The sequence below is a fragment of the Naumannella huperziae genome (assembly GCF_054073625.1).
Window position 1 is genome coordinate 355523 of record NZ_JBSXPH010000001.1, and the last position, 12053, is coordinate 367575.

General features: G+C 70.5%; 11 protein-coding genes. 6 read left to right on the forward strand and 5 right to left on the reverse strand.

The features are described 5' to 3' along the window. Positions 1-206: 206 nt before the first annotated feature. On the forward strand, positions 207-1676 hold the full coding sequence (locus tag ACXDC7_RS01715; protein ID WP_459220971.1) for an Ig-like domain-containing protein: 1470 nt from the start codon (positions 207-209) through the stop codon (positions 1674-1676). A 217-nt stretch (positions 1677-1893) separates the two neighbouring features. Here the strand turns inward: ACXDC7_RS01715 and ACXDC7_RS01720 are convergent, their stop codons facing one another. Beyond that, positions 1894-3012 carry a GDSL-type esterase/lipase family protein gene (locus tag ACXDC7_RS01720; RefSeq protein WP_179445111.1) on the reverse strand — a complete coding sequence of 373 codons (1119 nt, stop codon included), beginning with the start codon at positions 3010-3012 and terminating at the stop codon, positions 1894-1896. Positions 3013-3322: 310 nt separating this feature from the next. Here ACXDC7_RS01720 and ACXDC7_RS01725 point away from each other — a divergent pair, with 310 nt between their 5' ends. From ACXDC7_RS01725 to ACXDC7_RS01745, 5 genes are all read left to right on the forward strand, one after another. Further along, the gene (locus ACXDC7_RS01725; RefSeq protein ID WP_179445110.1) at positions 3323-4129 is read left to right on the forward strand and encodes a TerC family protein; all 807 of its coding nucleotides are present in this window, start codon (positions 3323-3325) and stop codon (positions 4127-4129) included. Between the two features lie 22 nt (positions 4130-4151). After that, entirely contained in the window at positions 4152-4673 is a 522-nt protein-coding gene (locus tag ACXDC7_RS01730) for a YbhB/YbcL family Raf kinase inhibitor-like protein (RefSeq protein ID WP_179445109.1), read from the forward strand. After that, positions 4670-5338, forward strand: coding sequence for a thiaminase II (gene tenA / locus ACXDC7_RS01735; protein ID WP_459220972.1), 669 nt, complete (start codon positions 4670-4672; stop codon positions 5336-5338). Before ACXDC7_RS01730 ends, tenA begins: the two co-directional genes overlap by 4 nt. A 54-nt stretch (positions 5339-5392) precedes the next feature. Continuing rightward, positions 5393-6799: an LssY C-terminal domain-containing protein gene (locus ACXDC7_RS01740; RefSeq protein WP_246292591.1), complete on the forward strand. Its 1407-nt coding sequence runs from the start codon at positions 5393-5395 to the stop codon at positions 6797-6799. A 107-nt stretch (positions 6800-6906) separates the two neighbouring features. Continuing rightward, positions 6907-7599 carry an alpha/beta hydrolase gene (locus ACXDC7_RS01745; protein WP_179445107.1) on the forward strand — a complete coding sequence of 231 codons (693 nt, stop codon included), beginning with the start codon at positions 6907-6909 and terminating at the stop codon, positions 7597-7599. On the opposite strand, the gene ACXDC7_RS01750 is transcribed toward ACXDC7_RS01745, so the two are convergent. The 4 genes from ACXDC7_RS01750 to ACXDC7_RS01765 are packed head-to-tail and all read right to left on the reverse strand — an operon-like array spanning position 7596 to position 12052. Then, positions 7596-8348: a triose-phosphate isomerase gene (locus tag ACXDC7_RS01750; RefSeq protein ID WP_218843802.1), complete on the reverse strand. Its 753-nt coding sequence runs from the start codon at positions 8346-8348 to the stop codon at positions 7596-7598. The genes ACXDC7_RS01745 and ACXDC7_RS01750 overlap by 4 nt on opposite strands. A 7-nt stretch (positions 8349-8355) precedes the next feature. Next, on the reverse strand, positions 8356-8802 hold the full coding sequence (locus ACXDC7_RS01755) for a ribose-5-phosphate isomerase (RefSeq protein WP_179445106.1): 447 nt from the start codon (positions 8800-8802) through the stop codon (positions 8356-8358). Then, a complete protein-coding gene (locus ACXDC7_RS01760; RefSeq protein WP_459220973.1) occupies positions 8799-10532 on the reverse strand; it encodes a dihydroxyacetone kinase family protein in 1734 nt (577 codons plus the stop codon). Before ACXDC7_RS01760 ends, ACXDC7_RS01755 begins: the two co-directional genes overlap by 4 nt. Further along, positions 10529-12052 carry a tripartite tricarboxylate transporter permease gene (locus ACXDC7_RS01765; RefSeq protein WP_179445104.1) on the reverse strand — a complete coding sequence of 508 codons (1524 nt, stop codon included), beginning with the start codon at positions 12050-12052 and terminating at the stop codon, positions 10529-10531. The genes ACXDC7_RS01760 and ACXDC7_RS01765 overlap by 4 nt, the downstream gene beginning before the upstream one ends. Between the last annotated feature and the right edge of the window lies 1 nt (position 12053).

Consider the following 12053-nt stretch of genomic DNA (forward strand, 5'->3'; position numbering starts at 1 on the left):
GACGCGGCCGCCGGAGCCGGGCTGCTGCGCCGACGCCGCGGGTGACAGGCGACGCGGGCGGTCACTTTTTCCCCAGATGCGTTCGCGCAGCGCCACTGACTTGTGTATGGTGCCGAGGGTCTGCACGCCCCGCGCTTTGACGCCGGGTGTGGGATCACAATCGAGAAACTCGATATCGGGGGATATTGATGAAGACACGGTCTTCCGTGCGCGCTGTTTTGGCCGCACTCACCACAGCTCTGCTCGCGCTGGGCGCGCTCGTCCTGACGAGCCCCGGCACCGCCAAGGCCGACGAGATCTCCGGCGCCATCACGCAGGTGACGACCGAGCGGACCAGCGGGTTCGACGGACCACTTCGCCAGTGGGAGAACTTCGACGTTCGAGCCAACTGGGCGGTGGACAGCACGGCCAAGGCCGGGGACACCTTCCGCTTGACGATCCCCGAGGGCGGCCCGGAGATCCAACTCTTCGCCAAGGATTTCCCGCTGAAGACGGCGGACGGGCAAACGGTCGGCAATTGCGCCGCGACCCCGAAGGAGATCGTCTGCACCCTGACCGATTTCGTCGAGAGCCACGACAATGTCGAGGGCACCTTGTGGTTCACCGCGCGGGCGACCAAGGCCTACGACGGTTCGGAGACGGTGTGGACGTCCGGTGATCACGAGGTCACCATCCAACTGCCGGGCAGCGGCGGTGTGATCGGCGAGCCCTGGCCGCGACCGACCGAGCCGCAGAAGGCCGGCTGGCAGGTCCTGGAGAACGGTGACCTCGTCGAGTACCGGATCGCCGTGCCCGCCAGCTACATCCAGGCCGGGACCCGGGTGACCGACCAATATGACTCGCGGCTCAAGTTCCTGCCCGACGAGTTCAACGTCGCGGAGTTCCCCGAAGGCGCCTGGAACGAGAGCGGTCCCGACTGGGAGGCCGGTGGTCGTAGCCTCGAGCCCAACGTCGACTACGTCCTCACCGAGGGCCCCGACAACAGCTTCACGGTGACCTTCGCCAACGCCGGACTGGCCGGCGCAACCTACCTGATCCAGTATCGGATGGACTCGACCGGCGTCCCGGTCGGCACCGAGTTCAGCAACACCGCCGGCATCGATGACGTCGAGGTCACCACGCGGGTACGCAAGGTCGACGCCGGCGGCGACGGCTCCGGCGACCTCCCGCCGACGCCGACCCCGTCGGAGACGCCTACCCCCAGCCCGTCGGAGACCCCCACCCCGACCCCGTCGGAGACGCCGACCCCGTCGGAGACGCCTACCCCCACCCCGTCGGAGACCCCCACCCCGTCGGAGACGCCTACCCCCACCCCGTCGGAGACCCCCACCCCGACCCCGTCGGAGACCCCCACCCCGACCCCGTCGGAGACGGCGACGCCTTCTCCCACCCCGTCGGAGACGCCCACCCCGAGCCCGTCGGAGACCCCGTGCGTCCCGCCGACCGGCCCGAGTGGCTCGCCGAGCCAGGGTCCCGGCCCGTCGGAATCGCCCTGTGTGCCGCAGCCTCCGGCGCCGAGCGACACGCCCGACACGCCGACCGGTCCTGACACGCCGAGCAGCCCGAACACGCCGCTGGCTGACACCGGTGGCCAGGTCGGCCCGCTGGCCGTCGGCGCCGCGGCGCTGGCCGCGCTCGCCGGAGCCGGTCTGCTGACCCGGCGTCGCCGGGGCTGACCTGCAACGACAAAAGCCCCCGCACCCACCTCGGGTGCGGGGGCTTTTGCGCGTCAGGTTCCACTCAAGTCACCGCACCCGCGGCCGAACCGCGGCGCCGCGGGGTCAGGTGCCCGACGCGCCCGATCGAGTGGCACACCAGTCGCGCGCTGCCCCGGCTTCCTCGCCCGCCCGGCATTCCGTGCCCGAGTTGCGTGCGCCTCACCGAGCCCGGCCGCTAGGTCGCGTGCCGCTCCCGCTCCAGGTTCACCGGCACCGGATCGGGCCGCTTCGGCTCGCGCCCCTGCCGATACTGCGGGCCGCGGATCCCCGAGACCACCCAGGGGCCGAGGTGCCGCATCGTCCAGTGCAGATGATCACCGATCCGGGGCCGGGGATGCGCGGCCAGTCGCAGGTCCAGGTCCGTCGCCCAGTCCCGGTCGCTGCCCGGCAGCCCGACCAGCCAGGCGAGCGCCGCCCCGACCAGCGTGTGGCCGAGGGTGTTGATGTGCAACCGGTCCTCGCCCCACAGGCGGGGATCCGATGCCATCGCGACATACTCGAAGTCGATCATGGAGACGTCGTGCAACAAGGCGGCCTCCCGGACGATCCGGTTCAGCGCCAGCAACCGCTCGCGGACCACGGTGGCGAGCGGGTTGGCGCGGGCCAGGTCCGGATTGGTGAAGGTCAGCACGCGGATGCCGGCGGCCCGGGAGCGCGCGAACATGTCGTTCAGGTCGTCGGCGATGGCGCCGAAATCGGGTCGCAGGCCGATCACATCGTTGATCCCGCCCACGATCGTCATCACATCGGGGCGCAGCGCAAGTGCCGCGTCGAACTGCCGTGCCCGGATGTCGGCCAGCCGCAGCCCGCTGACGGCGAGATTGGCGTACTCCAGTCCGGGCGAACCGTTGCTCGCCAGGTGGGCGGCGAACCGGTCCGCCCAGCCGCGCCAACCGCCCGTGCCGTCGCCATCGACGAGACCCTCCGTGCTGGAGTCCCCGATCGCGACATAGCGGCGAAACCTCGGGGCATCGGGCCCCGGCAGTTCGACCGTCGGGTCGACCAGGAGCGCGATCTCGTTGCCGTCCGGATCGGCCACCCCCTCGCCGATCAGGTGGCCGCCGAGCCGCAGCACATGATCCGCGCCCCGCTCGACGGACGGTACGCGAAGAGCCAGGCGCGAGGAGGCTCCGGGGCCGGACTCGAAGGCCAGCCGCTGACCGCCGGGTGCCAGCACCATCGCGCGATCGGCAGCGGGCTCGGCGATCCGTCCGCCCAGCAGCCGCGCCCAGAAGAAGGCCAGCGGCAGCGGGCCCGGGCTGCGTACCACCACGTGGTCCAGCACACCCGACATGCGCTCATTCTGCCCGCCCGAGCCGCCGCCCGGCACGCGGGTCAGCGCCGGTCGATGCTCGCGATGCCGGGCACGACGGCCATCAGCGCGATGATCGCGACTCCGAGAATGCTGCCGGCGGTGATCAGTAGGTTCATCATGTGCCAACCGTGCCGCGCAGACCCCGGGCTCACCATCCGCTCGGGGTCTGCGGGCACCCCGACCACGGGCCCGCCGGCCGCCATCGGCAACCCGACCCCGGGCGCAGCGGCGTACCCGCGATATCGCCCTATCGCTTGGGCCTGGACCCGATTTCGGGCAGGATTCGCCTGTGGAATTCACCCCCGACCTGATCGTCGTGTTCCTGACGCTGTTCGTCCTCGAACTCGTCCTCGGCATCGACAACGTCATCTTCATCTCGATCCTGGCCGGCCGACTTCCGGCCGAGCAGCGCACCCGCGCCCGGATCATCGGGCTCGCGCTGGCGATGGTGCTGCGGATCATCCTGCTGTTCTTCGCGGCCTGGATCGTCAGCCTGACCCAACCGCTGTTCTCGATCGGCACCTGGGAGGCGTTGCAGTTCAGCGGCCGAGACCTGATCCTGATAGCCGGCGGCGCATTCCTGATCTACAAGGCCGTCACCGAGATCCACCACAAGCTCGAGGGCCACGACGGCGAGCGCGATGCCGGCAAGGGCAAGACGTCGTCCTTCGGCGCCGTGCTGGTGCAGATCGTGCTGGTCGACATGGTCTTCTCCCTGGATTCGGTGATCACGGCCGTCGGCATGACCAACAACCTGCCGGTGATGATCGCCGCGGTCGTGTTGTCGATCGGCCTGATGATGATCTTCTCCGGCCCGATCAGCGCCTTCGTCAACAAGCACCCGACGGTGAAGATGCTGGCGCTCACCTTCTTGGTGCTGATCGGCGCCACCCTGCTCGCCGAGGGCTTCAACGTCCATGTCGAGAAGGCAATGATCTACGGCCCGATCGCCTTCGCCATCGCCGTGGAGGTGCTCAACCTGATCTACCGGTCCCGGCAGGAGAAGCGCCGCAACCAGCAGCCCGAGCCGGTCCGCCTGCACACGCAGTACGTCGAGGACACCGGCGTACCTGGAACCGACGTCAAGGAGCGCTGACCCGGTCGTTATCGTCGGGGTCATGAATCTCGAACGACCGACCGCACCGGATCCCTACGAGCTGCTGCCGCAGGTCCCCGCCTTCGAGGTAACCAGCTCGACCTTCGCCGACGGCGACACCCTCGCCGCCGAGCAGACCGCCGCGGGCGGCAGTGTTGCGCCGCAACTGGCCTGGTCCGGCGCGCCCGAGGGAACGGCGTCGTATGTGGTCAGTTGCTTCGATCCCGATGCCCCGACCCCGAGCGGGTTCTGGCACTGGACCGTGGTCGGCGTACCCGCAACCGTCACCGAACTGCCCGAGGGCGGGGCGCTGCCGGACGGGGCCTTCGCGGTACGCAATGACGCCGGCAGCGACAGTTTCGCCGGCGCCGCCCCGCCGCCCGGCGACCGGCCCCACCGCTACATCTTTGCGGTCAACGCGCTGGACACCGACGACCTCGGCGTCGATGCCTCGGCGTCGCCGGCGGTGGTGCACTTCAAGATGCTCGGACACGTCCTCGGCCGGGGTACGCTCACCGGGCGCTACGCCACCCCCGCGCAGTGAGCTCGGCCGAGCCGCTGAGCGCGCGGCTGTGGCGCTCGGGCGAGCACGCCTACGCGCGGATCCTGCAGCATCCGTTCCTCATCGGGCTGGCCGACGGCAGCCTGCCGCGCGAACAGTTCGCCCACTACATCGTGCAGGATGCCCACTATCTGCGGGCCTACTCGCGCGCGCTGTCGACGCTGTCCGCCCGGGCTCCCACCGAGGATGCGGTGCGGATGTTCGCGCTGCACTCGGCCGAGGCGATCGACGTCGAGCGGGCCCTGCACGAGAGCCTGCTCGGTGACCTCGGGCTGACCCCCGCCGATCTCGACCGGATAGGCCCCGGCCCGACCACCACGGCGTACATGTCCTACCTACTCGCGACCACCGCGAGCGGATCGTTCGCCGAGGGCGTGGCCGCCGTCCTGCCGTGTTACTGGATCTATCGCGAGGTCGGCCGGGTGCTGGTCCGCGACGGCAGCCCCGACGAGCTGTATGCGCGCTGGATCGCGACCTACGGCGGGGACGAGTTCGACGCCGTCGTGGACCAGGTGCTCGCGCTCACCGACACCCTGCAGGTCAGCCCTGCAGAGTTCGCTGCCTGCGAGCGGCACTTCGCGATGGCCGCGCGCTATGAGTGGATGTTCTGGGACGCCGCGTGGCAACGCCTCCAGTGGCCGTTCTGAGCTGAGCCGGCTCGCGCGGTGGTCGGTCCGGGGCCGATCGGCCATGATGGGACGATGGTGATCGGAGAGCCGGCCCCGCAGCAGGCGCAGCGCCAGCCGCACCCGCCGCTGCCAAAGGCACCTCCGCACAAGGAACTGCCGGTCTACCAGCACCCGCCGACCAAGGTCACCTCCGACCAGGTACGCCCGCGCTACTTCTCCACGATGCTGGACATCGGCTTCTTCGTCCTCGCCGGCATCGCCTCGCTGTATCTGGCCTGGATCCTGGCGGCCGACGGGTTGAACGTCGACCGCCTGTGGTACTGGATCCCGTTCTGGGGCGTGCTCGCCTACCTCGCGCTGCCGCGGCTGCACCGGGTGCTGACCTGGATCTATGTGCCGGACTACTTCATCGGGCGGACCCGGACCAGCGACGGCCTGCTCGGCGACCCGGTCAATCTCGGCTTCCTCGGCCGTGAGAAACAGTTGCACCAGGTGATGGAGGACTCCGGCTGGACGCTGGCGCAGCCGATCACCGCGCGTACCGCATGGAAGATGATCGTCTCGTCGTTGTTCAAGCGGTCCTATCCGCAGGCCCCGGTCAGCCCGCTGTTCCTGTTCGGCCACCAGCAGGATTTCGCCTATCAGCAAGAGGTCGACGGGAATCCGCACAAGCGCCACCATGTGCGGTTCTGGAAGACACCGGAAGGCTGGCTGCTGCCCGGTGGGCATCGGGCCGACTGGTTGGCCGCCGGCACCTATGACCGGTCGGTCGGCCTCTCCCTGTTCACGTTGCAGGTCACCCACAAGATCGACGCGAACATCGACATCGAACGCAACTACATCGTGTCCACGATCGAGCACCATCATCCGGAGGTGCCGGTCGGCATCATCGAGGACTTCTCCACGGGCTATCACAGCCGCAACGGCGGCGGCGACGTGATCCAGACCGACGGCGACCTGCCGATCGTCGACGTGTCCGTCGTGCCGACCTCCGGATCGCAGCCGGTGCCGAAGAAGCCGCGGCGCCCGTCCTCGCTGATCCTCGGCTGCGTCCTGATCCTGCTGATGAGCATCTTCCCGACCGCCACGACGGTGCTCAACCTGCTGCGGCCGGACCTGTTCGCCGACGTCCCCGAACTGGGCGAATCGGAGGCCGGCGTCGCTCGCGCGGTGTCGATCGGCTTCGTCGTCCTGGTCGTGGCCCTGCTCACCGTGCTGGCGATTGCCACCGCGGCCGGGGTGGTGTGGACCCGCACGATCACGCTGTTGCTGCTCAGCGGTTTGATCATCGCGATCGCCTTCGCCGGGCCGGCGATGGGCTTCGGCCAGCCCGGCCGGTCGTTGAGCTTCGGTGACCTCAGCACGCTGTCGTTCGCGATCCTCGCGCTGCTGGCACTGTCGTCGACCTCGGTCCGCAATTTCGTCGAGGCCAAGCGACAGTTGCGTCGCGAGAACCGCAAGCGTCCCGCGCCGGAGTGACCGGCGGCCAGGACTGGGGATCCCCCCAGTGCGGGGCCGGGTTCGGCGCAGTAGCGTGATTGCGCGTCGCGGGTCCGCGGCGCCCGTTCGAGGGAAGGAACCCGACCATGGCGAAACCGACCGTGATCCTGGTACACGGCTTCTGGGGTGGCGCGGCCCACTGGGCCGGCGTGATCACCGAGCTGGACAAGCGTGGCTACGACTCGATCAAGGCGGTGGAGAATCCACTCACGTCGCTGGCCGACGACGCGGAGCGTACCCGCAAGATGATCAAGCAGGTGGACGGCCCGGTGCTGCTCGTCGGACACTCCTACGGCGGCGCAGTGATCACCGAGGCCGGCAATGAGGACAATGTCGTCGGGCTGGTCTATGTGGCGGCCTTCGCGCCGGATGCCGGCGAGAGCCCGGGCGCGATCAGCGAGCAGGCACCGCCGGAGGCCTTCCCCAACCTGGAGCCGGATTCCGACGGCTACCTGTGGGTGAAGGCCGACAAGTTCGGGGAGAGCTTCGCCCAGGACCTGCCCGCCGACCAGCAGCTCGTGATGGCCGTGACGCAGAAGGCGCCGTTGGCCTCGACCTTCGGCGACCCGATCACCGATCCGGCCTGGAAGTACAAGCCGAGCTGGTACCAGGTCTCGACCGCCGACCGCATGATCAACCCGGACAACGAACGCCGGATGGCCGAGCGGATGGGCCCGCGGAAGACGATCGAGCTGGACGCCAGCCACGCCTCCCTCGCCTCCCACCCGAGCGAGATCGCCGACCTGATCGACGAGGCGGTCGCCGACCTCGATCGCTAGGCCCGGCCGGCGATCTCGACAAGCCGTTCGAAGTCCTCGGCACGCGCCGCGCCTCGACCGACGAACAGTCCGTCGCAGCCGGGTACGCCGAGGAGTTCGGCGGCATTGTCGACGTCGACCGAGCCTCCGTAGAGCACGCCGGCGATCGCCTCGCCGACCGGCCACCGGCGTGCCACGGCATCGAACACGTCGACCAGCTCGCCCGGTTCCGGCCTCCGGCCCTCGGCACCGATGGCCCACACCGGCTCATAGGCGATCACCGCCTCGGCCGGTGTGGGCGCATCGGCGAGGGCCGCGGCGATCTGGTCGATGACGAAATCGGTCGACCGGCCCGCCGCGCGCACCTCGGCGGGCTCGCCCACGCAGATCACCGGGATCAGGCCGTGCCGCTGCGCACTCGTCACCTTCAACGCCACCGTGTGATCGGTCTCGCCGAACCATGCCCGGCGCTCGGCGTGGCCGATCTCGACCATCGACACGCCCGCCTCGACAAGCATGGGCATCGCGACCTCACCGGTCCACGGACCGGCATCGGCCCAGTGCCCGTTCTGGGCGCCGAGGCGTACCGCGGTACCGGTCCCCAGGGCGTCGCGAACCAGGTCGAGCATCGTGAAGCCCGGCATCACGAAGGGGACCACCCCGACTGGCGGCTCGACCGGGCCGACCCGCCGGGCCCAGGCCTCGGCCTCCGCCCGGGACTTGGTCATCTTCCACGAGGTGCCGACCCAGCGGCGCGTGGGTCCGGACACGGGCCGCTCAGTCCTCCAGCTTCTTGATCGCCTCGACCTTCGGCGCCGAACGCGACGTCGGGTCGAAGGTGTAGCCGAGCCACTCCTTGGCCAGACGCCGGGCCAGTTCGAGGCCGATCACGCGCTCGCCCATCGCGAGCACCTGCGCGTCATTGGACAGCACCGATCGCTCCACGGAGAAGGAGTCATGTGCGGTCGCTGCCCGGATGCCCTTGATCTTGTTCGCGGCGATGGCCATCCCCAGACCGGTACCGCAGACCAGGATGGCGCGGTCGGCCTCGCCGTCGCTGATCATGGTCGCGGCCTGTGCGGCGACGCCCGGGTAGTCCTCGGCCCGGCCATCCTGCGGCCCGAGCACGACGACCTCGTCCACCCGATCATCCGCGCGCAGGTCCTCGGCCAGCCGGTCGCGGTAGCGTACGCCGGCATCGTCGGCTCCGATGATGATCTTCACTGTTGCTCCTCGCTGTCGTCGCTGCTGGTCGGCTCGCCCGGCAGGTGCGGCGCCAGTGTCGCCACCACCAGGGCGAAGGAGACGGCGCCGGGGTCGGGGGTGCCGACCGAGCGTTCGCCGTGGGTACGCGATCGCCCGCGCCGGGCGACCAGATCGGAGGTGGCGACTGCCGCGTCCCGGGCCGCGTCCGCGGCGACGTTCCAGCGCCCGCGTGGCGTACCCGTGGCTGCGGCGAAGGCCTCGGCGAACGGGACCACGGCGTCGAGCATGGTCTTGTCGCCGGGTCGCGCACCACCGATCCGCCCGAGCGCGTCGGCCGCGGCCGCGACCGCGGCGTCGAGCGCCCCGGGATCCGCGCCGACCTCGTCGTCGAGCCGCGCTGCGGCGGCGCCGAGCATCGCGCCCCAGAGCGCGCCCGACGTCCCGCCGGCCTCCCTGGCCCACCCGGCGGCGGCGAGCCGCGCCAGCGTTTGCGCGCCGGCCCCGGCGTCCGCGGCGTCCTCGGCGGCAGTGAGGGCGGCCCGCACGCCGCGCCGCATCCCGATGCCGTGGTCCCCGTCGCCCGCGACGGCGTCGAGCTCGCCCAGCCGGGATTCGGCGTCCGCGAGCGCGCGCTCGGCGTCGCGCAGCGCGTCCAGCAGCCGCGCGGCCAGGGCCCGCGACTCCTGCCCGCCGCGCTCGATGGCGGGGCGGGTCGGGACCCGACGGGCGGAGGGCCGGTGGTCGGGATGGGATTCGCCGGAACGGGTGAACGCGGCACTGGTGCAGGGGGCGAACCAACCGGCCTCGAGCTCGTCGTCCAGCCAGAGCACGGTGATCGAGAACCCGCTCATGTCGAGCGAGGTGCACTGCTCACCCACCACCAGGTCGCGGACGGTGAGGCCGGCCGCGGCCAGCGGCGAGCCGAGCGCGCGCGCCGCGACGAACAGTTCCTCGTGCGTCGTGGCACCGAGCCCGTTGACCATGATCACCACGCGGCCGTCGGCGTCGGCGGGCCGCTCGGCGGCGAGTCGGTCCCACATCAGCGCGACCAGCTCGTCGGCGCTCGGCGTGGGCAGCTCCTCCAACCCGGGTTCGCCGTGGATGCCGAGCCCGAGCGCGACCGTGCCGTCGGCAACGGTGAAGAGCGGTTCGGCGGCGCCCGGCAGGGTGCACCCGGAGAAGGCGGCACCGATCGTGAAGGTGCGCGCATTCGCCGCGCGGGCGGCAGCGGCGACGCCATCGAGATCGGCACCGGCTGCCGCCGCCGCAGCGGCGATCTTGATCACGGCCAGGTCGCCCGCGATCCCGCGGCGGCGTGCCTCCTCCGCGGGTGGCGCCGAGGCGATGTCGTCGGTGACGGCGACGATCGCCGTGTCGCTGCCCTCCGCGCGCAGCAGCTCGCCGGCCAGGCCGAAGTTCAACACATCGCCGGCGTAGTTGCCGAAGCAGAGCAGGGCGCCGGCGCCGGAGTCGGCGGCACGGACCACGTCGGCGACCTCTTCGGCAGACGGTGAGGCGAAGATGTTGCCGCAGACCGCACCGTGGGCCAGGCCGGGGCCGACCCACCCGGCGAAGGCCGGATAGTGGCCGCTGCCGCCGCCGGTGATCACGGCGACCTGGCCGGGCGGCGTGGCACCACAGCGGACCACGCCGCCCGGCACCGGGCGCACCAGGTGCGGGTGCGCGTCGGCGAAGCCGGCAACGGCCTGCGCGGCGAAGTCCGCCGGATCGTTCAGCAGTTGACTCACGGTTGTCCCACCTTGTCGCGTTCGGGGTCCTCGGCCGGTGCCCGGGTGCCGCGCCGCGGCAGCAGGTGCCGCAGCGCCGGCAGCAGCGCGAGCAGTGCCGCGACGACGAGGACCCCCGTCGCGATCGGCGAGCCCAGCACGATCCCGAAGTTACCCTGCCCGAGCGCCGAGGTCTGCACCATCGCGCGCTCCAGCAACGGCCCGAGCACCAGGCCCAGCACGAGCGGCGCGATGGGCAGGTCGAGCTCCTTCATCACCAGGCCGATCAGGCCGAAGACCAGCACGATCCAGACGCTGAAGATGTTGTTGCTGATCGAGTAGGCGCCGACGAGCGAGGTGATCAGGATGATGGGATACAGGTAGCGGTAGGGAATCCGCAGCATCTGGGCGAAGACCGGCGCGAGCGGCAGGTTCAGCACCAACAGGACCAGGTTGCCGATGAAGAACGACACCAGCAGGCCCCAAACCAGATCGGGCTGCTGCTCGAAGAGCAGCGGTCCCGGCTGCAGACCGTAGATGGTGAAGGCGCCCAACAGCACCGCGGTCGTGGCGCCGCCGGGGATGCCGAGCGCCAGCGTCGGGATGAAGTTCGCATTCGCGGCGGCATTGTTCGCCGACTCGGGGGCCGCGACGCCCTGGATCGCCCCCTTGCCGAACTGCCGGCGATTCGGGTTGATCTTGGACTCCAACCCGTAGGCCATGAAGGAGGCGAGAGTGGATCCGGCGCCGGGCAGCGTACCGAGCGCGAAGCCGATTCCCGTTCCGCGCGCGATGGCCGGGCCCGAGGAGAGCAGGTCCTTGCGGGAGATCATCATGTCGCGGAAGCGCGCGCGGATCGGTTCGGCCGCGCCGATCCGCAGTTGCCGGAGCACCTCGCCGACGGCGAAGAGGCCGATCATCACCTCCACGAACGGGATGCCGCCGAGCAGATCGACCGAGCCGAAGGTGAAGCGGGCGGTACTGAATCCGGAGGCGACGCCCACCGTGGAGATCAGCACGCCGAGGATCGCCATCGCCGCGCCGCGCAGGAACGCTCCGCCCTGGAAGGTCACGACGATCACCAGACCGAGCAGCATGATCGCGAGATTCTCAACGGGCCCGAAGTTCAGCGCGGCCTTGGCCAGCGCCGGCGCGACGGTGAGCAGGGCGAGCAGCGAGACGATGGCGGCGAAGAAGCTGCCGATCGCGGCGATCGCCAGTGCCGGGCCGGCGCGGCCCTGGCGGGCCATCTGGTACCCGTCGATCGTCGTCACCACACTGGATGCCTCGCCCGGGGTGGAGATCAACACCGAGGTGATCGTGCCGCCGTACTGGGCACCGTAGTAGATGCCGGCGAGCATGATCAGTGCGGTCACCGGGTCGAGCGCGAAGGTGAGCGGCAACAACACGGCGACACCGGTCGAGGAGCCGAGTCCCGGCAGCAGGCCGATCACGGTGCCCAACAAGACACCGATCACGCACCAGAGCAGATTCTGCGGCGTCAGGGCCGTCGACAGGCCCAACATCAGATTGTCGAGCATC